Origin of the sequence: Flavobacterium sp. WC2409, assembly GCF_041200085.1 — a bacterium.
Classification (GTDB): Bacteria; Bacteroidota; Bacteroidia; order Flavobacteriales; family Flavobacteriaceae; genus Flavobacterium.
Window position 1 is genome coordinate 1,943,595 of sequence record NZ_CP165625.1, and the last position, 23,361, is coordinate 1,966,955.

At 32.1% G+C, this 23,361-nt stretch carries 18 protein-coding genes, 3 tRNA genes and 1 other RNA gene; 8 read left to right on the top strand and 14 right to left on the bottom strand.

Annotated elements, in window-relative coordinates; genetic code table 11:
• Nucleotides 1-2 precede the first annotated feature (2 nt).
• From AB3G34_RS08330 to glyA, 5 genes are all read right to left on the bottom strand, one after another.
• Nucleotides 3-1,793, bottom strand: coding sequence for an ATP-binding protein (locus tag AB3G34_RS08330; protein WP_369754060.1), 1,791 nt, complete (start codon nucleotides 1,791-1,793; stop codon nucleotides 3-5).
• Nucleotides 1,794-1,804: 11 nt separating this feature from the next.
• Nucleotides 1,805-2,257 (bottom strand): response regulator, encoded by a 453-nt coding sequence (locus AB3G34_RS08335; RefSeq protein WP_367753881.1) that lies wholly within the window; start codon nucleotides 2,255-2,257, stop codon nucleotides 1,805-1,807.
• A 23-nt stretch (nucleotides 2,258-2,280) separates the two neighbouring features.
• A complete protein-coding gene (locus AB3G34_RS08340; RefSeq protein ID WP_367753883.1) occupies nucleotides 2,281-2,835 on the bottom strand; it encodes a helix-turn-helix domain-containing protein in 555 nt (184 codons plus the stop codon).
• A 170-nt stretch (nucleotides 2,836-3,005) separates the two neighbouring features.
• The gene (locus tag AB3G34_RS08345; RefSeq protein WP_367753885.1) at nucleotides 3,006-3,599 is read right to left on the bottom strand and encodes a tRNA-(ms[2]io[6]A)-hydroxylase; all 594 of its coding nucleotides are present in this window, start codon (nucleotides 3,597-3,599) and stop codon (nucleotides 3,006-3,008) included.
• A 129-nt stretch (nucleotides 3,600-3,728) separates the two neighbouring features.
• Nucleotides 3,729-5,003, bottom strand: coding sequence for a serine hydroxymethyltransferase (gene glyA, locus AB3G34_RS08350; RefSeq protein ID WP_367753887.1), 1,275 nt, complete (start codon nucleotides 5,001-5,003; stop codon nucleotides 3,729-3,731).
• A 107-nt stretch (nucleotides 5,004-5,110) separates the two neighbouring features.
• Between glyA and fahA the strand changes: the two genes are divergently transcribed.
• Entirely contained in the window at nucleotides 5,111-6,394 is a 1,284-nt protein-coding gene (gene fahA, locus AB3G34_RS08355; RefSeq protein WP_369754061.1) for a fumarylacetoacetase, read from the top strand.
• 68 nt (nucleotides 6,395-6,462) lie between these two features.
• Here fahA and fsa read toward each other — a convergent pair whose 3' ends face one another.
• The 3 genes from fsa to ffs all read right to left on the bottom strand — a co-directional run bounded on the left by fsa (nucleotide 6,463) and on the right by ffs (nucleotide 8,304).
• Nucleotides 6,463-7,119: a fructose-6-phosphate aldolase gene (fsa, locus tag AB3G34_RS08360; protein ID WP_367770693.1), complete on the bottom strand. Its 657-nt coding sequence runs from the start codon at nucleotides 7,117-7,119 to the stop codon at nucleotides 6,463-6,465.
• A 145-nt stretch (nucleotides 7,120-7,264) separates the two neighbouring features.
• Nucleotides 7,265-8,068: an SDR family oxidoreductase gene (locus tag AB3G34_RS08365; protein ID WP_369754062.1), complete on the bottom strand. Its 804-nt coding sequence runs from the start codon at nucleotides 8,066-8,068 to the stop codon at nucleotides 7,265-7,267.
• Nucleotides 8,069-8,206: 138 nt separating this feature from the next.
• Nucleotides 8,207-8,304: signal recognition particle sRNA small type (gene ffs, locus AB3G34_RS08370), an RNA gene on the bottom strand.
• 87 nt (nucleotides 8,305-8,391) lie between these two features.
• On the opposite strand from ffs, the gene AB3G34_RS08375 reads away from it, so the two are divergent.
• The 5 genes from AB3G34_RS08375 to AB3G34_RS08395 all read left to right on the top strand — a co-directional run bounded on the left by AB3G34_RS08375 (nucleotide 8,392) and on the right by AB3G34_RS08395 (nucleotide 13,608).
• Nucleotides 8,392-9,447 (top strand): glutaminyl-peptide cyclotransferase, encoded by a 1,056-nt coding sequence (locus tag AB3G34_RS08375; RefSeq protein ID WP_367770698.1) that lies wholly within the window; start codon nucleotides 8,392-8,394, stop codon nucleotides 9,445-9,447.
• Between the two features lie 6 nt (nucleotides 9,448-9,453).
• Nucleotides 9,454-10,692, top strand: coding sequence for an imidazolonepropionase (gene hutI / locus AB3G34_RS08380; protein WP_369754063.1), 1,239 nt, complete (start codon nucleotides 9,454-9,456; stop codon nucleotides 10,690-10,692).
• 72 nt (nucleotides 10,693-10,764) lie between these two features.
• Nucleotides 10,765-11,856 carry an AI-2E family transporter gene (locus AB3G34_RS08385; RefSeq protein ID WP_369754064.1) on the top strand — a complete coding sequence of 364 codons (1,092 nt, stop codon included), beginning with the start codon at nucleotides 10,765-10,767 and terminating at the stop codon, nucleotides 11,854-11,856.
• Nucleotides 11,857-11,858: 2 nt separating this feature from the next.
• The gene (locus AB3G34_RS08390; protein WP_369754065.1) at nucleotides 11,859-13,037 is read left to right on the top strand and encodes a class I SAM-dependent methyltransferase; all 1,179 of its coding nucleotides are present in this window, start codon (nucleotides 11,859-11,861) and stop codon (nucleotides 13,035-13,037) included.
• Between the two features lie 4 nt (nucleotides 13,038-13,041).
• Nucleotides 13,042-13,608 (top strand): hypothetical protein, encoded by a 567-nt coding sequence (locus AB3G34_RS08395; protein WP_369754066.1) that lies wholly within the window; start codon nucleotides 13,042-13,044, stop codon nucleotides 13,606-13,608.
• A 4-nt stretch (nucleotides 13,609-13,612) separates the two neighbouring features.
• Here the strand turns inward: AB3G34_RS08395 and AB3G34_RS08400 are convergent, their stop codons facing one another.
• From AB3G34_RS08400 to AB3G34_RS08420, 5 genes are all read right to left on the bottom strand, one after another.
• Nucleotides 13,613-14,278 (bottom strand): M15 family metallopeptidase, encoded by a 666-nt coding sequence (locus AB3G34_RS08400; protein WP_367770711.1) that lies wholly within the window; start codon nucleotides 14,276-14,278, stop codon nucleotides 13,613-13,615.
• Between the two features lie 107 nt (nucleotides 14,279-14,385).
• Nucleotides 14,386-19,203, bottom strand: coding sequence for a LamG-like jellyroll fold domain-containing protein (locus AB3G34_RS08405; protein WP_369752128.1), 4,818 nt, complete (start codon nucleotides 19,201-19,203; stop codon nucleotides 14,386-14,388).
• A gap of 276 nt (nucleotides 19,204-19,479) precedes the next feature.
• Nucleotides 19,480-19,553 (bottom strand) — tRNA-Arg (locus tag AB3G34_RS08410).
• A gap of 22 nt (nucleotides 19,554-19,575) precedes the next feature.
• Nucleotides 19,576-19,650 (bottom strand) — tRNA-Pro (locus AB3G34_RS08415).
• 19 nt (nucleotides 19,651-19,669) lie between these two features.
• A tRNA-Ser gene (locus AB3G34_RS08420) sits at nucleotides 19,670-19,753 on the bottom strand.
• A 241-nt stretch (nucleotides 19,754-19,994) separates the two neighbouring features.
• Between AB3G34_RS08420 and AB3G34_RS08425 the strand changes: the two genes are divergently transcribed.
• Together AB3G34_RS08425 and AB3G34_RS08430 are read left to right on the top strand one after the other, a co-directional pair.
• A complete protein-coding gene (locus AB3G34_RS08425) occupies nucleotides 19,995-21,173 on the top strand; it encodes an acetyl-CoA C-acyltransferase (RefSeq protein WP_369752129.1) in 1,179 nt (392 codons plus the stop codon).
• Nucleotides 21,174-21,244: 71 nt separating this feature from the next.
• A complete protein-coding gene (locus AB3G34_RS08430; protein ID WP_369752130.1) occupies nucleotides 21,245-22,006 on the top strand; it encodes an NlpC/P60 family protein in 762 nt (253 codons plus the stop codon).
• A gap of 51 nt (nucleotides 22,007-22,057) precedes the next feature.
• On the opposite strand, the gene AB3G34_RS08435 is transcribed toward AB3G34_RS08430, so the two are convergent.
• On the bottom strand, nucleotides 22,058-23,326 hold the full coding sequence (locus tag AB3G34_RS08435) for a tetratricopeptide repeat protein (protein ID WP_367757955.1): 1,269 nt from the start codon (nucleotides 23,324-23,326) through the stop codon (nucleotides 22,058-22,060).
• Nucleotides 23,327-23,361 lie beyond the last annotated feature (35 nt).

The window sequence follows — 23,361 nt, forward strand, 5'->3', positions numbered from 1 at the left end:
AATTAAACTTTCTTTGGTATAAAAATAGAAAATTCAGAGCCTACATTAGGTTCTGATACTACTTTTATAAATCCATCGTGATTTTCAACTATTCGCTTGCATATTGCTAAACCAAGTCCCGTTCCAGAGTACTTCGAACCAGTTTCTAAACGTTGAAATAAAATAAATATTTTTTCGGCATATTCTTGTTTAAAACCAATTCCATTATCCTTTATGACTATTTTATAATAATCTTCATTAGTAATAATTTCATTATTATACACCTCATTTTCATCAATTTTTCCTGAAAATATTGATATTATAGGGGCAACATCTTCTTGACTGTATTTGAGTGAATTAGAAATTAGATTTATAAAAAGTTGTTCCATCTGAAATGAAATCACTTTAACAGTAGGCAAATTTTCTACATTTATTTCAGCTTTTTTATCTTCAATATCCGAAGATAAATCATCCACAACCTGTAGAACTAATTCTTTTAAATTTGTCTCTTCAAAAATTTTATCACCTTTAATTGTTCTGGAGTAATTTACCAAGTCGATTAGCAAGGTTTGCATTTTATTAGCCGAAGTTCTAATTTTAGAAAAGTATACTTTCCCTTGATCAGATATTGCACCTAACTCTTTAGATTCAATTCTGGAAATAAACATTTGAATTTTATGAAGAGGTTCCTGTAAGTCATGACTCACAATATTATTAAAAGACTCTAATTCTTCATTGATGTTTTTTAATTCTTTATTATTTTCCTCTAATTCAATCGTTTTTTTGAATTGATCTGTCATGTCATAGTTAACCCCTGTTTTAACCATTTCGCCTTTACCATTCTTGGTAAAACTACCTACTGACATTACGTATCTTAAATCACCATTTGGTAATACAAAACGGAACATCAATGAAGTAGGTTTATAGGTCTTTAATGAATCCAAATGCATTTGGGTTACATAATCGACATCATCCGGATGAATATATTTTGAAATGTTCTCTAAACTAGGAGTAAATGATTGTGGCTCTAAACCCAACAGACGAAAGAAATTGTCAGATAATGTATAGGTATTTCTCTCTAAATTAATTTTCCAATGACCAAAACCAGCAATTTTCTCCGCTTCATTAAAAGAACGATTTAAAAACTGTAATTCATCATTGGTTTTCTTCAGTTCATAAATATCAACATTCATTTTATTAAAGGACAATAGCAAAATCAATAGTGAAAGAATAACCAGTAAAAAAGCACTTATTATAGAATCTTGCAATTCAAACTGATGATTGTCATTATGGATTTTAACTTTATCCCCCTCAGCGTTTATTGTTTTATAAACGAAGTTTTTCATGGACTCCGTAAAATTATTGCTTTCTTGAAGCTTTGCGTTTAATACTTTACTATCTGGATTACTACTTTTTGCTAAAAGTAGCGTTTCTCTGAAAAGTGCAAATCGAAAATCAATTAGTTCTTTGAGCCTTTTAACATCTTTAACTCGAGCTGGATTATTAACTACTAATTTATTAATGCGTTTAAAATTAGACTCAATTTCCCCTTTTCTCAAAAATCTATTTTCTAAATAAGACTCATCCTTAGTGATAATATAACTTCTAAGATTAGCTTCATAAATACTAATAACAGACAAGACTTTTTCTAATTCTAATTGCGTTTCGGTAGCATTTGCAATTAAATTAACAGAAGAGTCTAAGCTACGCATTTGAGTATAAAAAACCGAAGCTATATAAACCACCACCGCTATAGCAATACCTAATGCTATTTTGAAGACTTGTGAGTTTTTATACAGTTTTATTAACTTCATGGTTTTGCTTCTTATATGCTAAAGAAAAAAGTTTCTTTATTTAATCCTGAAGAATGAAATTGCCAATTGATATTTAAAACCTCTTTAATTACTTTTTTAAGTTTAGTAAAGTCATTTGGTTTTTTGATGTAAATATTTGCCCCTTCAATAAAAGTTTCTTCAATATCTTTTTCTGATGATGAAGTGGAATATATAGCAATGGATACCTCCTTAAATCTAATATCCGATCGTATCTCTTTCAAACATTCAAATCCCGATTTACGCGGCATATTTAGATCTAAAAAAAGTAAATGCGGCAAAATAATATCTGGATTTGCTAAATATTCCATTAGATCTTTACCATCATTAAATAAAGTTAACTTATTATTCATTTTAAGTTCCATCATTGCATCACTAAAAAATGTGCGATCATCTTCATCATCATCAGCAATCAAAATACGCATTGAATCTTTATGTGAAATCATATTTATTGGGGTCTTTTTATTTATTAATTTGATAAATTTCGTCTTTTATCTACAATCCTTTTAAATGCAGATGGAGTCAATCCTGTAACTTTTTTAAATTGACTTGATAAGTAAGCTACACTACTATAGTTTAATTTATACGAGACCTCCGTTAAGGTCAATTGATCTTCAATAATTAACTTTTTGGCTCTTTCTATTTTTTGGATAATAATGAAATTCTCTATCGAAGAATACGTGTTTTCAGAAAAAATATTAGTTAAATATCCATAACTAAAATTTAGTTTATCCGATAAATATTGAGAAATAGTTACCGCTGGTAATTTATCATTCTCATAAATCATTTCAACAATAGTATCTTTTATCCTTTGAATGAGCTGACTTTTTTCATTATTGACAATAAAAATAGAATATCGATTTAATGAATCTTGAAGTTCAGCAAAACATTCATCCGAAACACTATCACTAATCTCAATTTCTCCTAAATCTAGCAGCTTGTGTTTTATATCTAATCGTTCTAATTGTTCTTGTAAAATTACTCTACAAGCAACGATTCCATCATATTTTATATAGAGTTTCATTTAGGCTACAATTTAATTTTTTTGAACATTCAAGTGATAAATATATATTAAAAATAATAATTGGAGAAAAAAACATACTCATTAAACAAAAAATATATTTTTTTATTATTACAAATAATTGATTCTAAATTGTTTCTCCTTTATAGATGAAACAATTTAAAACGCCTTTTTTATCCATGAATTGTTTCGCCTTTACCATAATTCGCAATAACCGAAGCTTCAAAGTCAATCCATTCTCTCCAGCGCTTCTCTACATCAATTCCCGTACCATATTTTCGAGCATAAGTAATAAATGTAGTATAATGCCCCGCTTCACTTTCCATTAAATCTCTGTAGAATACCGATAATTCTTCATCTTGAATGTTTTCTGAAAGCACTTTAAAACGTTCACAACTTCTCGCTTCAATCATAGCGGAAAACAATAATCGTTCTACCAAACTAGAAACTCTACTACCATTTCCGCTTTTCTTCATATATAAGTACAATTCATTTACATAATCATCTTTGCGTTCACGTCCTAGCTTCAATCCTCTTTTGATAATGATGTTATGTACCATGTCAAAATGTTCAATTTCTTCTTTGGCTAAAGCCAATAAGTCCTTAACCAAATCTTGATGCTCTGAATTATTGGTAATGATTGTTATTGCATTTGTGGCTGCTTTTTGCTCACACCAAGCATGATCTGTCAAGATTTCTTCAATATTTTTCTCCACTATATTGACCCATCTTGGATCTGTTGGCAATTGTAACCGTAATACACCCATTTTTCTTTTGTTTAAGGTTTAAAAAAATGTTTAAAGTTAAGTAAATAACAAAAAAAGTTTAAAGTTTTGCAATGATTTTAGGCAATCACAAAACTTTAAACTTGAAACTTGAAACTTGAAACTATAAAATTAAAAAACGAAGATCGCTCTTTCGCTCATCATTTCGTTCACTTCATTTGCTACTTCTTCGATGATAGCTTCATTAGTATGGTTCATTAATACTTTATCAATTAAAGCAACAATTGTTTCCATATCTTCTTCTACTAATCCACGAGTTGTAATTGCTGGAGTACCTACACGAATTCCTGAAGTGACAAATGGTGATTTATCATCAAATGGAACCATGTTTTTATTTACTGTGATTTCTGCTTTTACTAATGCATTTTCAGCATCTTTACCAGAAATATTTTTATTTCTTAAATCGATTAACATCATGTGGTTATCCGTTCCTCCAGAAATGATATTGTATCCTCTTTTTACAAAAGCATCTGCCATAGCATTTGCATTTTTCTTTAATTGCATTGCATAAGTAAAGAATTCATCTTGTAATGCTTCTCCAAATGCAACCGCTTTAGCAGCGATAATGTGCATTAACGGTCCTCCTTGATTTCCTGGAAAAACAGCTAAATCTAATAATGATGACATCATTCTGATTTCTCCTTTTGGTGTAGTTAATCCCATTGGGTTTTCAAAATCTTTACCCATCAAGATTAATCCTCCTCTAGGTCCACGTAATGTTTTATGTGTTGTAGTTGATACAATATGACAATGAGGAATTGGGTCATTCAACAATCCTTTAGCGATAAGACCTGCAGGATGAGAGATATCAGCAAATAGAATTGCTCCTACACTATCAGCAATTACTCTAAAACGCTCAAAATCCATATCACGTGAATAAGCCGAAGCTCCTGCGATAATTAATTTTGGTTGCTCCTTAGTAGCAATTTCTTGAATTTTATCATAATCTAAACGTCCTGTCTCAGCATCCACTCCGTAAAATACAGGAGAATATAAACGTCCTGAGAAGTTTACTGGTGATCCATGAGTTAAATGCCCACCATGCGATAAGTCAAAACCTAAGATTTTGTCACCAGGCTTCAAACAAGCATGATAAACCGCAGTATTTGCTTGTGAACCAGAGTGTGGTTGTACATTTGCATAAACGGCTCCAAACAATTCTTTAGCTCTATCAATAGCGATTTGTTCAATTACATCTACTACTTCACAACCACCGTAATATCTTTTACCAGGATAACCCTCAGCATATTTATTAGTTAATACAGATCCAGCTGCTTCCATTACTTCGTCACTTACAAAGTTCTCTGAGGCAATAAGTTCTAATCCGTGTATTTGTCTTTCTTGTTCTTCTAGAATAAGGTCAAAAATTTGTTCGTCGCGTTGCATTTCTTTGATTTTAGTTAATTTGAAGCAAAAATACAAAAAAACGTTTGCTAAACTGCTAGATTATGATATATTTGAACTATAATTTTCAACAAAACAATTAACATATTATGCCGATATCAGCCAACGATACTAACAGAAAATCATGGATTGAAGTCCCTGAAAATAGTGACTTTCCTCTTCAGAATATTCCTTTTGGAGTTTTTCTTACCAAAGAAAATGTTGTTACAGTAGGAACTCGAATAGGTGATCATGCAATTGACTTAGGTGCTTTACAACAACTAAATTACTTTGCAGGTATTGAATTAACTGATGATATGTTCATGCAAGACACGTTGAACGACTTTATCTCTGATGGTAAAAAAACATGGAGATTGGTTCGTAATCGTATTGCTGACATTTTTGACAGCACAAATCCAAAACTACGAGACGACCAAAAACATAGAGACATTGTAATTTTTAATATAGCCGATGTAGAAATGCAATTACCAGTTCTTATTGGTGACTATACTGACTTCTATTCTAGCAAAGAACACGCAACAAATGTAGGAAAAATGTTTCGCGATCCTGAAAATGCTTTATTACCAAACTGGCTTCATATACCTGTAGGATACCATGGTAGAAGTTCTACTATTGTACCTTCCGGGATTCCTGTTCACAGACCTATGGGACAAACATTACCAGCTGGTGAAACCACTCCTGTATTTGGTCCTTCTCGTTTAATTGATTTTGAATTGGAAACTGCCTTCATCACTACTGATGCAAATATAATGGGAGAAATTATTCCTATCAACGAAGCCGAAGACTATATCTTCGGAATGGTTTTATTAAATGATTGGAGTGCCCGTGACATTCAAAAATGGGAATACGTGCCCCTAGGGCCATTCTTAGCAAAGAACTTTGCTTCGTCAATATCACCTTGGATTGTAACTATGGATGCATTAGAACCATTTAGAGTTCCTGGACCAAAACAAAATCCAAGTCCGCTACCCTATTTACAACAAAAAGGAAAACACTCTTTTGATATCAATTTACAAGTAGCTATTCAACCTGAAAATGCTGAACCTACCGTAGTAAGCAACTCCAACTTTAAATACATGTATTGGACTATGAACCAACAATTAGCTCATCATACCTCAAACGGTTGTCGCGTTAATTCTGGTGATATGATGGGATCAGGAACTATTTCAGGACCTACTCCAGATAGCTACGGCTCTATGCTTGAATTGACTTGGGGAGGGAAAAATCCTATCACGTTAAATGACGGTACGGAACGTAAATTTATCAATGACAATGATACAGTAATCATGAAAGGTTTCTGTAAAAACGGGCAAGTACGTATTGGTTTTGGAGAAGTTTCTTCCAAATTATTACCGCCGTTTGTACGAAAATAAAAAAACATAAAAGTATAAAAAAGGCCCGTTTCAATTGAAACGGGCCTTTTTTTATAAGTGAAAAAATATTATTTATTTCCTTTTTCAAAATCAGCAACGAATTGTGCCAATCCAATATCAGTTAATGGGTGCTTCAACAATCCGTAAATAGCCGAAAGTGGTCCAGTCATAACATCAGCACCAATTTTCGCACAGTTTACAATATGCATCGTGTGACGTACAGAAGCTGCAAGAATTTGAGTTTCATAACCGTAGTTATCATAAATCAATCTGATTTCTTCAATCAAAGCCAATCCATCCGTAGAAACATCATCTAAACGACCAATAAATGGAGAAACATAAGTAGCTCCCGCCTTAGCAGCTAATAATGCTTGACCCGCTGAGAATACTAAAGTTACATTCGTTTTAATTCCTTTATCTGAGAAGTATTTTGCCGCCATAACTCCTTCTTTAGTCATAGGTAATTTTACCACAATTTGCTCATGCAAATCAGCTAATTCCTCCCCTTCTTTAACCATTCCATCATAATCAAGCGCATTTACTTCAGCACTTACATCACCGTCAACAAGATTACAAATGTCAACATAATGCTTCATAATGTTGTTTTTTCCAGTAATTCCTTCCTTAGCCATCAATGATGGATTAGTCGTAACTCCGTCCAAAACCCCTAATGCTTGCGCTTCCTTAATTTGAGCTAAATTAGCCGTGTCAATAAAAAACTTCATACTATTTCTATATTAAATTGTGTGTTCTTTTTTTTTGGGCGTGACCACAAGGGTCAGGCTCTACGTTACAATCTCCCTAAAAAACGGGAGGATTTTCACTGCGATCCTTCACGCAATTGCAAAATCAATAAAATCCGGTGCAAAATTACAACTTATAATGATTCATTAGCATTTTTTCATACATTTTATCCGGAAGTATTCGTTTCAATACAATCGAAAACTTTTGCATAAAAGCCCCTACTTTATAATGAATTTTAGGATCTTTTGTTTGAATAATAGCATAAACCGCTTCAGCCATTTCATTAGGATTACTTCCACTATCGACATGTTCATCCATAGTTTTTAGCGTATTCCCATAAGGAACCTCATAAGCCGATCCTGGAATTACAGGAGCATGGTACCGTCCTGAAGCAATATTAGTAGCAAAATCTCCAGGTGCTACATTAGTAATATGAATCCCAAAAGATTTCACCTCCATGCGCAAAGACTCCGTAATTAATTCAAGTGCTCCTTTTGAGGCCGAGTACATCGAGCGGTATGGCAATCCCATATAGCCTGCAATCGAAGTAATATTTATTATTAAACCTGATTTTTGTTCGCGCATTTGTGGCAATGCAGCTTGCATCACTGCAATAGGTCCAAAGAAATTAGTATCAAAATGATTTTTCATTTCCACAGTTGGAATTTCTTCTAGTGGACCTGTTATCCCAACACCAGCGTTATTAATTACAATGTCTAATCGTCCTGATGTAGCAATAATCTTGGCTACAGCCGATTGAATAGATGCTGTATCTCTAACATCTAATGCAACAAGTGGAAAAACCGAATTCAAAACCCGCTCTGGATTCCTACTCGTTCCATAAACAACAAACCCTTTTTGATGTAAAAACTCCCCAATAGATTTCCCTATTCCTGAGGAACCTCCTGTAACTAAAACTACTTTACTCATAATTGATTGTTGTTTAACTGTATTTTAGAATAGACCAAAAATAAAAAAATCCTCCATAAGGAAGACTACTATTCTATATATTTTGAAAATATTTCAAAATTGGCAAAAAAAAATCTGAAACAAGTTCAGATTAAAAAAAAATGGCAAGCGACCTACATCGCACCGCTCAACCACGTACCCTTGCTATGTTCCCATCCTGGGGGAGTCTGCAGGAGCTGGTCGTGTAGGACTTGCCGGTGCAAATATACAATCTTTTTATATTTTTGCAAGCGCTTTGTGCTCTTAAAATAACATTGTATATTGGTCTATTCAAAATTTAAACCATGAAAAAATATAACTTACTATCTATCATTTTATTAGGAATGACACTTTCTAATTGTGGAGATACAAAAAAAGGAGAAAATACTTTATTTACCTTCGATATTACCAATTTTAAAGAAAAATATACACAACAAGACCAACTTAATTTAGCAATAACCAACTCCAATTCGAAAACTATTGACAGCATTGTATATTATGTAAATGATGTAAAAGTAGGTTCAAAAAAAGGAGGAGATCCGATTTTATTTGAACTAAAAGATCAAAAACTAGGGTACCAAAACCTCAAAGCATTAGTATATTATGGCGGAGAAAATGCTGAAGCCACTTCTAGAGTTGAACTCGTGTCCAATGTAAAACCAAAACTTTTGAATTACAAAATCGTGAATAAATACCCACACGATACAATGTCTTTTACGGAAGGTCTAGAATTTCATGGAGACACGCTATATGAAAGTACTGGTAATCCCGAAGGTAGAAAATCATACCTTAGAAAATACGATTATAAAACAGGAAAAGTATATAATCAAATAGATTTAGATCAAAAGTATTTTGGTGAAGGAGTTACTATATTAAACGATAAGATATACCAATTAACATGGCAATCAAAAGTAGGATTTATCTATGATTTAAAGACGTTTAAAAAAATCAAGACGTTTAATTTTGACAAGGAAATTGAAGGTTGGGGAATGACAAATGACGGTAAATACATTTACCAAACTGATAAAACAGAGAAAATTTGGAAGATGGATCCTGAAAACCAAAAAATGATAGATTATATCAATGTTTATTCTGGAGATTCTAAAATTAAATCCATCAATGAATTGGAATGGATTAATGGTAAAATCTATACTAATGTATGGCAAAAAGACGCCATTGCAGTTGTGAATCCAACATCTGGAGCAGTAGAAGGAATTTTAGATATGTCTGGCTTGAAAAAATTTATTAAAAATGCTGATGCAGATGTTTTAAACGGAATTGCTTACAATCCAAAAACCAAAACCATTTTTGTAACTGGAAAAAACTGGGATACGCTTTTTGAAATAACGGTTTCTGAATAATTTTAAATGACAACACTACTTATCAATATTAAGGAATTACTCCAAGTACGGGAAACTTCGGTCGCTAAAGTTTCTGGTGCCGAAATGGGAATGCTTCCAACTATTAAAAATGCCTTTTTAGTAATCAAAGATAATTTGATTGCCGATTTTGGTTTGATGGAGAATCTTCCTAAACTAATAGCTGACAAAACCATTGATGCAACTGGAAAAATGGTTTTACCTACCTGGTGTGACAGTCATACTCATATTGTATATGCAGGGAATCGAGAGCAAGAATTTGTGGATCGCATCAATGGATTGACATATGAAGAAATTGCCAATCGTGGTGGTGGAATATTAAATTCAGCTCAAAAGCTAAATGCAACCACCGAAGAAGAAATTTACAACCAATCCAAAGAACGGCTGGAAGAAGTCATGCGTTTAGGAACGGGCGCTGTTGAAATCAAATCGGGTTACGGACTTACAGTTGAAGGGGAATTGAAAATGCTGCGAGTAATCAAGCGTTTGTCGCAAAACTATCCTATAGCTATAAAAGCAACCTTTCTTGGTGCTCATGCCTTTCCTTTAGAATACAAAGAAAATCATCAAGGATATATTGATTTATTAGTCAACGAAATCCTTCCTGAAATTGCACAAAATAAACTCGCTGATTATATTGACGTCTTCTGTGAAACAGGTTATTTTACTGTTGCGGAAACGGAGCAAATTATGGCAGCGGGAATTCGCTTTGGCTTAAAGCCAAAAATTCATGTCAATCAATTCAACTCCATTGGAGGAGTTCAAGCAGGAATAAAACACAATGCGCTATCTGTAGATCATCTCGAAGTAATGAAGTCAGAAGATATCGAAGCTTTGAAAAATACTGAAACAATGCCAGTTGCTTTGCCATCTTGTTCCTATTTCTTGAGCATTCCATATACTCCAGCACGTGAAATGATAGCTGCAGGATTGCCATTAGCACTAGCTACAGATTACAATCCAGGCTCTACACCATCTGGAAATATGAATTTTGTAGTTGCAACTGCTTGTATCAAAATGAAAATGACACCTGAAGAAGCAATAAACGCCGCCACAATAAATGGAGCTTATGCTATGGGAGTTTCAGAAACTCATGGTAGTATAACGATTGGTAAAAAAGCAAATCTTATTCTTACCAGACCTATCCCCTCTTATTATCAACTGCCTTATGCATTTGGCAGTAATTTAATTGAGACTGTTTTTATTGAAGGAAACGGTATTGAATGATAAAATAAACTACCTCTAAAGTTGTTTTTGAGACTGCTACTTTTTATATCTTTATCACTAAATTATTTTTTAATGATTACATCAAAAATAATCTCAAACGGGATCTTAAGAGCATTAACAACTATTGTTATAGTATGTTGTGTTTTGTATTTTTTATATAAAATACAAACTGTAATTCTCTATTTGTGTATTTCACTCATCCTTTGTTTAATCGCAAACCCATTTCTCTTATTTTTAAATCAAAGACTTAAATTTAAAAAAATATTTGCAACTATAACAACCTTGTTACTATTTGTATTTATACTTGTAGGTTTTGTACTTCTTTTTGTCCCACTTATCATTTCACAAGCAGAAAACTTATCCCTATTAGATACTAATTTACTTCAAAGTCAACTTACAATATTAGAACATAATATAGAAAACTACTTTAACATACATAATATAGATCTACAAGGAATCTTAAATAACTCCAATTTGTCTTCTAAGATTAATTATAATTTTTTTACTGACTTTATCAATACAATAATTAATCTTGTTGCTGGGTTTGGGATGGGATTAGCATCTGTTTTCTTTATTACTTTTTTCTTTTTAAAGGACCAGAAAATTTTTAAGGAAAAAGCAAAAAAAATACTTCCAGATTCCAATGAAGAAAAAATTCTAAACTCAGTTGAAAAAATAAATCAGTTACTCACTAGGTATTTTATTGGTCTACTGGTTCAATTGACTGTAGTATTTATACTTTATTTCATAGTTCTAATCATTTTTGGAAGTAAGAATGCTTTTATTATTGCATTCTTATGTGCCCTACTAAACGTAATTCCTTATATAGGCCCTATAATAGCTACAGTTTTATCAGCCATACTAACACTTATCAGTGCTATTGGAACCGATTTTAAAACTGAAATGCTTCCTACAACAATATATGTAGTAATTGGTTTTCTCATTGTTCAAATTTTAGATAATAACATCAGCCAGCCCATCATTTTTTCAAAAAGTGTTAAGTCACATCCATTAGAAATATTTTTGGTCACGCTAATTAGCGGAATAACTTTTGGAATTTTCGGGATGGTCGTGGCAATCCCTATTTATACAATTATGAAAGTTATCGCCAAGGAATTTTTCCCAAACAACAAAATCGTGTCTGTTTTAACTGAAAAAATATAAAATTGCAACATTCCATTTTAGATACTGAAATTCAAGAATTTATTGACAAAAATTTAGAAGTACCAATTTCAAAATTAGCGCTTCAAAGAAACCCTTTTCCTACTATTGAATGGATTACAATTTTGAATCAAATAGAAGCCAAAACAAAATCAAAAGATAAATTACCAACTTGGTTTAACACTAAAAATATAATTTACCCTAGCAAAATTTCTGTTGAACAAACCTCATCTGAAAAAACAGCAGTTTACAAGAGTACTTTAGTTTCAGGAGAAAAGTTAATTGATCTTACAGGTGGTTTTGGTGTCGATGATTATTATTTTGCAAAAAAAATTACAGCGGTCACTCATTGTGAAATTAATCCCGCACTTTCATCTATTGTTAAACATAATTTTGAGCAATTAAATACTAAAAATATTAGTTGTTATCCAGCTGATAGTTTAGAGACTTTAAAATCATTAAATACCAAATGGGATTGGATTTATATCGACCCTTCAAGACGCAACGATGCCAAAGGAAAAGTTTTTATGATTAAAGATTGTTTGCCAAATGTTCCTGATAATCTTGATTATTATTTTAAAAACTCAAATGCTATTCTTATAAAAACAGCCCCTTTACTTGATCTATCAGCCGGATTATCGGAATTAAAGCATGTACAAACAATCCATATTGTAGCTGTTGACAATGAAGTAAAAGAATTATTATGGGAATTACACAAAGACTACCTTGGGGAAACAACTATTAAAACAGTTAATATTCTAAAAGATAAAACAGACTTTTTTGAATTTGTTTTCAATAAACAAGGCGTCATTCCAAGTTACGCCTTACCTCAAAAATATTTGTACGAACCCAATAGTGCAATAATGAAATCAGGAGGGTTTGATGAAATTGCTATTTTCTTTAGTTTAAATAAATTACATAAACATTCTCATTTATACACTTCTCAAGAAAAAATAGAATTTCCTGGTAGAATTTTTCTAATTCAAAACTGCTTTTCTTATAGCAAAACAGAAATGAAAAACTTTCTATCCAACACTAAAGCCAACATCACTACTCGTAATTTTCCAGATACAGTCGAAACCATTCGAAAAAAATGGAAAATAAAAGAAGGTGGGGATATATATTGTTTTTTTACTACTGATGAAAATAACAATAAAATAGTTTTAATTTGCAACAAAATATAATAAAATGAAACAACTAATTGTAATAGCATTCTTCTTATTTACTGGAAATTTATTTGCTCAAACACCTTGTGATTATAGCTCAAACGTCACTGACTCCATAGGAACTTACAAATCGACCAAAGAATACTTAATGAGTGAGAAAATTTTTGCCGGAAACTCCAGTTATATTTTTTATTCATTGGCATTAACCGACGGATTGCCAACATTAAATGTGCAACTCATTCAAAAAAGTAAAGGCTTTCTTAAAGCAAATTGCTTTGATAAAAATTCAAAATTATTCTTACAATTAAATAATGGTAAAATAATTACCATGATACATATCGATCAAGAAAATTGTGGAACTATGCTTAGAGATGAGAATGGTTTTGACAATCGAGTAACCTCTGGAATATTTATGTTTATGAAAGGAAGTTTAGAAGACTTAAAAAGCTCACCATTATCGATGATGAGAATAAAATATTTAACGGAAAGTGAGGACTATGTAATTAGGAAAGAGTTTAAATCAGAACTAAACAGTCAAATGTATGAACCTGATACGTATTTCATCAAAAACTTACGTTGTGTAGAATAAATAATTATTCTACACAACTCCATTTTACGTTGGATACTTTATCATTTAAAGCCGATTTTAAATTATAATGCCACCATTCTGAATCAAAGGAATTGAAATTAGCTTTTACCATTACTCTTTTTAGCAGTTTCCTGTTATTAATAACTTTTTTTGAAAGATTAGAATAACCATGACTGGCTTCTTCTCCAAAAAAATCAAAAGGAGTTCCCATTTCAAGTTCTTTTCCGCTACGCTTGTCAACTAAAGTGATATCTACTGCACCTCCTCTATTATGGATTGATCCTTTACTTGGATCAGCAACATATTTTGGATTGGAAACTATTTGCCACATCTTTTTTTGAATATCTAAAGGCCTGTAACAATCAAAGAATTTAATTCTATATCCTTGATCCATGAACAATTTATTAGCTTCTATGATTGCATTTACCGTTTTCATTCTTAGAAAACACTCGGCACAATCATACACTTTGGCTTTTAAAAAATTATCCTCGGTAGCATATTTCATATCATAAGCAAAATCAGTACTATAATCCTTTAAATTTACAAATGTGGTGTCGTTTACTAGTACTATATCTTTTATCTGTTTGTTAGGAATAGCAACTTGTGCTTTACAAGAAATAAATAATAAAAAGAAACCTATTAAAAAACCAAGTTTAAAAGAAGAATTCATAAATATATTTTTTTATAAAAATAAAACATTTGAAGTGATTTAAATAGTAAAACAAAAAAAACGCTAGTGTTAGCGTTTTTTTTGTTTTAATTACGGAAAATATATCTTTATTTTTTTAAAACTTTTTGACTTATCATTCCTTTATTAGTATTAATTTTTACAATATAAGTTCCTCGTTGTAAATTGAAAGGAATTTCAATTGTATCTAAACCTGATAAATTGTCAACTCCAATTAATTTTTGACCAAGAATGTTATATATTGAAACTTCATCAATTATTACATCTGCTTTTTTAGTTATATTTATCTTCTTTTCCAAGTCATTATTATAAATCAATAAATTCGAATTCTTTAATTCATTCTTTTCAACAGCAAGCGTCTTAGCCGTTTCAAATGTTAATTCAAATCGATTGTTATAAGATCCTGCAACTAAATCAATTTCAGCAGTCCCATTTGTGATATCGTAATAAGTAGATGTTTCTTTATCATGAATACTTATATTAGTATTTGAAGGTAAGAATTCTACTGCATCAATCATAAACTGAACAGCTCCTGGTGTATCAACTACAACTCCCAACGAATATGTTTTTGATGTGTCAAACGATCCAACTCCTTGTATAGTATATTCTAAATTATTAATTAAAAAATAAGAATCATTATCTTGAGTGTCAATTTGATATGCATCGTACCCTACGTCTACACCATCGGTTGCGTACTCATTCATAAATCCTATAAGTAATTCTCTGTGGAATTTATTAACGGTGTTAAAGCCCAATCTAATTTTAGTGTTATAAATATTATATACGATATCATTACTATTATCATTAAAATGATCTGTTTTTTTAGTTTTATTTGAAACACTATTCTTAAATAAAGTATTAGAAATTGGAACTGACAAATCATCCACGTCACTTTCTTTAACAAAAGCCCGTTGATTATTATTAAAGATAATTGGTTCTGAAGTACCAATACTCACATCTCCATTTACAAAAAAACCTTGTCCAACCGGAATATACTGGTATGAAATTTTAGTACTGGTACCCACACCACTAATCCCCACCGGCGCAACTGGGGCAACCCCTCCTACTAAAGTCAATGTCGCGTATCCTCCTGTATAACCTGACAATATATGAGTGCCATTGCTAGGGGAATGTTGCCAAAAATAAAGCGTTCCATCAATTATATTTACCGAATTATTTCCTCCATTTGCAACAGAAATGTTGTCTCTTATAAACTCAAAAGCATCTAAAGCAGAAGGATAAGGATTACCTACCAAAAATAAATTATCTGCCAAAACCGTATTGCTATTTATTAATCCATTAAAAGGTTTTCCCTTAAATGTATAATTTTGGGTAGATCCAGAAACACCAGCTCCTTTTAATGTAAATCCTTGAGAAGGTCGAATGGGATCCGTTTCAATAAAATGAATCCAATTAGCATATTCAGAACCATTTTCAAATTTATACAACCAATACCTTGCAAGGCTTAAAGGGGATGCACTACCATCATAACCAGAAACCCAATTAATCGCTAACGGAGTTGTTGTAGTTCCATCTTTAAAAACACCATCTACGGTATAGTTATTATTAATTGCCGTACCATTTATAGGTCCTACAGGAGAAGACCAATAGTTATAATTATATTTATTTACTGTTCCTTGTTGGTCTCTTTTTATAAAACCTATGCTTGAAACATCGAGCTCACTATTCAAAGTTTGAACTAATTGGGATTGCCCAGTTAAATCTATTAAACCATCCAATTTTAAATAATGTGAAATTTGTATTTTAGTATCGTTATTAATTGATAATTTTTTATAAGTAGTTGCGTCTGTACCTTCCACAAACAATCCTAAAACTGTTTTATTTCCGGTAGAAGTTACATTATGTTTAATTTTCACAATGTTTCCATTTACTGTTAGTCCAACATTAACAATTGAAACTGCATTAGGAATAGTTTGAATTGCGCCATTTTTCCAAATAGACGAATCGTTCCATGCACCGTCAGCGATAGTTTCATAGGGCAATGGAGCGGTTTGAACCCCAGCTATAATTTTATTTTTATTTAGATATTTGATTCTTAAAAAATTTCGTTCATCTGTCAATCCTTCAATGGTTGTTCCATAAAATGTATTAAAATCATAATAGGCTTTTAATGTAGTCCAAGGAATTGATTTAATCTCATTACTGGAAATATTATGTGGTAATATGGCACCATCAGCAGTATTATCAACAAATTTATTAATTTCCTGATTCATCAAATAATTGAGTTGATTTAATGTTAATGCCGTATCCCAGATATGAATTTCATCAATTTCACCATAAAATGGAGTTCTAATATCGTTTTTATTTACATAAAGTGCACCTACAGAATATCTTGAATAATTAGGTGTTGGATTTTGAAGATTAAAAGTGGATGAATCCAATACTCCATCTATATAAAGATCTGCACTACCTAGATAGTAAATTGCTACTATATTATGCCATTTTCCATCTGCAACTGCAGTATTTGAAACAAATTTCAAACTACCGTCCCATAAAGCTTCAATTTTATTAGCGGAATTTAATCGTAATTCTAAATTAATTCCTTTACTCATTATGGTTTTATTAGCAGCTACTGTACCGTCATTTCTCAACCAAAAACCAATAGTAAAAGAACCACTATTAAGATTCAAAGCATACTCACCTACTAAAAAATTACTAGCTCCAATACTTACCAATTCTTTAGATTCAACTTTAGGCACTTTACCAAAAGTGAAATACTTAGTTCCGTCAAAATCATACCAAGTTTGTAAATTACCATTACCATCGGATTTTAGTGGAATTACATCAACTATGTCGCCATCATTAAACGCGCTATTGTCACTAACAATCAATGCATATTCTTCTGTTGCTAATTTTGAAAATGCACTAAAAGCTGCTACCGGAATCCCAACAAATACATTCCCAACATCTCCTCCAGTTTCTACCACTTTCCATTTTTTATTAATTTTAGTTACTGAACTAGTTAAACCAGTACGTATTGTTGTAACATTTGAACTACCCGCAGAATAAGTACCGTTATCTGAACCCCAAACTAAAAAATTTTTATCTATTACAAATTCATTGATATTAGCACTATTGGTACTTGCAATGACCCCTAAACCAATTGTTACCTCATTATTGTCATTGGAACTTCTTGATTGTTTTTGATATAAATCTGATGCTATATCTCTACCTATTCCAGCAATGTTATAATTAAAACCTGCATTTGAAGTACTATTCCAAATGATTCCCCCAGCAGAATTAATATAATCTTTACTTGTACCATTAATTCCTAAAGTAATTCCATATTTTATAGCAAGATATGTTTCAATCTTTGGACGATTCCCATCTAAAACACGAGAAGCATATGATAATATTTCTGCGACCCTACCATTTAGATTCCCATAATTCGTCCCGCTATTTATATTTTTACCAATATTATATGGAGTACCTTTCCAAGTTGATCCATCAAGATAACCCAAATTAGAAAAGCTAACACTTGAACTAACCAAAGTTCCAACTGTATTTGTATTAAACAGTAAATCGACACCATCTGAAGCAGTAGTTGTTTTATTTCTAGTATTGATTATTCCTGCTTTAGAATAATTCCCTATTGCGTCTCCAGTACTAAAATAAGGAGTAGTCGTAGTTGTTTGCCATTGATTAAACCATAATCTTTCATTTGTCAAACGAGTTGAAAAATTTCCAAATCCAATTCCAGTATGTTCACCTGAAATTATAGGATAAGATGGGTTTGCTGCCGAAGTTCCTGAAATAATTGTCATAGGCGATGTAGATCCATCAATAGTAACATCTGGCTCCATTACTATAAAAGTTTCATGGGTATAATATCCATTATCAATATTGTATAAAAATTGACTAATTCCTGAACCATCATTTTGAAATTTCACAACAGGATTGTAATTTATATTGCCACTGGCTGCATCAATAAAAGTGGGCTGATTTGCAATCGTAGTTTGTGACGCATCTTTTCCAAGAGATCCTAAATCCTTCCATAAAGGGATCTTTACCCCAGTAGCTAAATTAACTCCTCTTGTAGCTTTAAGCCAAAGTCTAAAATCAGGATTTCCTCCTCCCGGACCTGTTATAGTTGGGTCATATCCTTCACCACTCACAACATAAGTGTAAATAGGCTTTGCAGAATCATTACTAGGAATTGAAATAATAGCCTCTTTAGTACCAGTTGATTGTGGTGTGAATTTCACCATCAAATACGCAACACCACCTGGATTTATTGTAGTTGCAGTAAGAAGTACTATTGAGAAATCTGCTGATTGTACTCCAGTTGAAGGGTTATAACCAAAACAAGTTAAACTCCCCAATATCAAAGGACAAGTTCCTGTATTAACGATTGCATACGTTCTTGAAGCAGATGCTCCCACAGTAACCGTTCCAAATAAGGTTCCAGTAGCCGAAGTAGGTACTGTTTGTCCATTAGAAATTGGCTGTGTTGGCGTTCCTCCTAAAACTGAAATAGAAGGTCTATTATCAAAACTTACCGTAAAAGAAAAAAGTCCAATATTTGAATCTATAGTAATAACAGAAGAACCTGTACCACAACTATACGAATTCCTTTTTATTTTAAATTTACCAACATCTCCTTTTTTAATTTTATCATCAGAAATGTAAGGAATAGACGAAATAACAAAATTTAAATTGCTAGAAGAAATACTTTGAATATTTAAAGTAGGATTTCCATTTGTAGGGATATTGGTTACTGAAAACTCAATTTCACCAGATAAACCAAAGGCTACAGACCCGCCATTTGAAATATTGATTGCAGGACTACCATAACTTACATTTATAGTTGCTGTTTGTGCAAAATTAATTAATGAACTAAGTAACAAAATTATAAAAAAAAGTTTTTTGAGTAATTTTAACTTCATGGCGATTGTAATTAATTATAATAAATATCACTTAATAGTCCTTAAAATTAAACAAAACACTTACGAAAAACAATAAAATAAACAAAATTATTTCGACTAAATACTAAAATAATCGATTAAAAACATTTTTTCTAAAATAGAATCAAGTCAGATTAGAACAAATTTAAAAGAATCAACTTTCAAAACACTACAAATAAACGGGTAACTACTTTAAAACTAGAACAAAAAAAACCCTTGTAAAATACTGACTACTAGTATTATACAAGGGTAATTAAGTGAAGGCAGAAGGATTCGAACCTTCGACCGCCTGCTTAGAAGGCAGGTGCTCTATCCAGCTGAGCTATGCCTCCATTGCTCGTGTAAGAAAATTAGTCGGGGTGGCAGGATTCGAACCTGCGGCCTCCTGCTCCCAAAGCAGGCGCGATAACCGAGCTACGCTACACCCCGTACTGCAAAAAATATAAAGCGGAGGGACAGGGACTCGAACCCTGGCACCGATTACTCGATGACAGTTTAGCAAACTGCTCCATTACCACTCTGGCACCCCTCCAAGCTCAAAGAAACGTGTCTCGTTTTGCGGTTGCAAATTTAAGACAACTTTACGTTTCCCACAACTATTTTAAGGCTTTTTTTTATGTTTTTTTGACATTATTCTAAAAACAGTTCACAATCAAACATATAGCTTGAAATAAAAATTCACTTTAATTTTGAAAAAATATAATACTTAGTCAAAAACAAAAATTTGTTCAAAAAAGAGTAAATTTGCTATATAAACCAACATTTTATAAGTTATGAACAAAAGAGTTGTTATCGTTTCTGCCGTTAGGACACCTATCGGAAGTTTTATGGGGGGATTATCTACCGTTTCTGCACCAAAATTAGGTGCAATTGCAATTAAAGGAGCTTTAGACAAAATAAATCTAGATCCAAATTTAGTTGACGAAGTTTTTATGGGAAATGTCGTTCAGGCAGGTGTAGGACAAGCTCCTGCGCGTCAAGCAGCAATTTATGCTGGCTTACCTGATAGCGTAGCCTGTACTACAATAAATAAAGTATGTGCATCTGGTATGAAATCAGTAATGCTAGGAGCCCAAGCAATTCAGTGTGGTGATGCAGAGATCGTCATAGCTGGAGGAATGGAAAACATGAGCTTGATTCCACATTATATGAATTTGAGAACAGGAACCAAGTTTGGTCCATCAACCATGGTTGACGGAATGCAAAAAGATGGTTTAACGGATGCTTATGACAACAACGCAATGGGAGTTTGCGCTGACTTATGTGCATCTGAATATAAGTTCACAAGAGAAGATCAAGATAATTACGCTATACAGTCTTATACTCGTTCTGCAAAAGCATGGGAAGCTGGTAAATTTGATAATGAAATAGTTCCAGTTGCTGTCCCACAAAGAAAAGGAGACCCAATTATAGTTTCTAAAGATGAAGAATTTACAAACGTAAAAATAGATCGCATCCCTACATTAAATGCTGTATTTACTAAAGATGGTACGGTTACAGCTGCAAATGCTTCTACTATTAATGACGGAGCTGCTGCATTAGTTTTAATGAGTGAAGAAAAAGCATTGTCATTAGGACTAAAACCACTTGCATACATAAAAAGCTATGCAGATGCGGCTCAAGAACCCAAATGGTTTACCACAAGTCCATCAAAAGCATTGCCTAAAGCGCTAGACAAAGTTGGCTTAACAACAGCCGAAGTTGATTACTTTGAATTCAATGAAGCGTTCGCAGTTGTAGGACTTGCAAATGCCAAAATTTTAGGTTTAGATAATGACAAAGTAAACGTAAACGGTGGCGCTGTCTCACTAGGACATCCATTAGGTTGTTCTGGGGCACGAATTATAGTTACGCTACTCAATGTACTAGAACAAAATAACGGTAAGATTGGAGCTGCTGCTATATGTAATGGTGGTGGTGGCGCTTCTGCCATTGTAATTGAAAGAGCTTAAATAATCATAAATTATGGGTTTTAAGCACCAAAATCTTACAACCCATAATTTCAACTTATAAATTGATCTAAATGTTCGGAATTTGTAATCTAGCAATAATCCCCTTACGATTTGAACCCAGTGATAAAAGCGAAATTGTTTCTCAAGTTTTATTTGGTGAACATTTCGAAATTATTGAACAATTTAAGCAATGGTCTCGCATCAAAATGCAATTTGATGATTACGAAGGCTGGGTAGATTCTAAACAATATCAATTGATTTCTGAGGCTAATTACATTCAACTTTCAAATGATACGATTATTCTCAATGGTGACTTGATTGAATACATAACTGGAAATTCTAATTTATTAATTCCTATCCCTTTAGGATCGTCATTATCATTTATAAATAACAATGAGATTAACGTCAATAATTTTTATTTCGAAGGCACAAAAATAAATGGCATTAAAGACAAAAAAGAACTGATCAATACTGCTTTTTTATATTTAAACGCTCCCTATTTATGGGGAGGAAAAACTCCTTTTGGTATAGACTGCTCCGGTTTTACTCAAATGGTATACAAACTAAATGGTTATAAACTATTAAGAGATGCTTCACAACAAGCAACTCAAGGGGAAGCGTTAAGTTTTATTGAAGAGAGTGAACCTGGAGACTTGGCTTTTTTTGACAATGAAGATGGAAATATTATCCATGTAGGAATCATCATGGAAAACAACTACATCATTCATGCAAGTGGAAAAATAAGAATAGACAGATTAGATCACTTAGGCATATACAATCCAGAAATAAACAAACACACACACAAACTTAGGGTTATCAAAAAAATTATATAACAAAAAAAAACCTATCTGAAACAGATAGGTTTTTTTATGCATATGTAAGATTTACATTTTATCTTTTAATGCTTTTTTCTTTTCAGTCATTTCTAAAGCACCATAAACACTTATCAACGTGTTTTTAACCTCTTCATTTTTAGGATCCAATTCATTTGCTTTTTCTAAATATGGCAAAGCATCTTTAAAAACTACTTCTCTTTGTTTTTTAAGAACTAAGTAACGCTTGTTATCTTTCTCTGAGTTTCCTAATTTATTCATTTCCTCAAAAATAACTTTGTCACCGTCCAGTTTCATAATAGCCAAATTAAGATATGCATTTACATAATCAGGCTTAATTTCAATTGCTCTTTTATAATACTTCTCAGCATCAACTACATTTTTAGCATTATAGCTAACAACTCCTAAATTAAAAACTAAATCTGCATCATTAGGATTTTTTTCTAAAGCTTCAGAGATTAATTTTTTATATTTATCAAAATCTTTAGTTTCTAAATACAAGTTAGCTTCTGTCAAAATTAATGAATCATCATCAGGATTATTCGCTCTAGCTTCAGCAATTGCTTTTTTAGCTTCATCAGTTCTCCCTTTTTCAACTAAAATTAAAGCCATATTTTTATATATCTCTCCTCTTTTTGATGGAATAACCTCAGTTCGTGGTTTTTCATGTGTTCCCATTTTCACCATTCTATCTCTTTCTTGAACGGTAGCAAAAAGATCTTCTTCACTAGTCAATTTATTTACAGCCAAATAACTTGTTCCTTTTCCAGAATAGTTCATTGTCTTCAAATCATCGTACAATTTCAACGCTTTGTCATATTCTTTTGCATTTACATAAGTAGACGCTGCATAATATAAATTTAAAGTGTCTTTTTTATCTAATAAATAAGCGTCATATAATTTTTGAGCACTTTCAAGATCTTTGTTCACTTTAGAATCAGCTATCGCACTATTTATCAACTTATATTTTATTGCTGTAATTGAAGTAGCTGCTTCAGTTGAATATTTTGATTTTCCTGAAGCTTTCTCAGCTGCCAGCAAATCCAAATAAGCCGCAGATGCTATAGATAAATTTTTATCAGTATCTATATTTTTATTTGCCAAGTCCAAAAAAGCATTTCCTTTCACAAAGAAAAATTGTGCTTTTTCAGAGTCTGATGCATTTGAAATTAAAGACTCAGCACCTTTCAAAATTGTAGCAGCTTCTTGAGAATCGCCTTTTTTTAATGCTTTTTCTGCCGCTTTAATTTCATCTTTTTGAGCAAAAGTAGCTACTGATATCAATAATGCTGATGCAAGTATTACATATTTACCTTTCATAATATTCATTTTTGTTATTTAATAATTATTCTTTT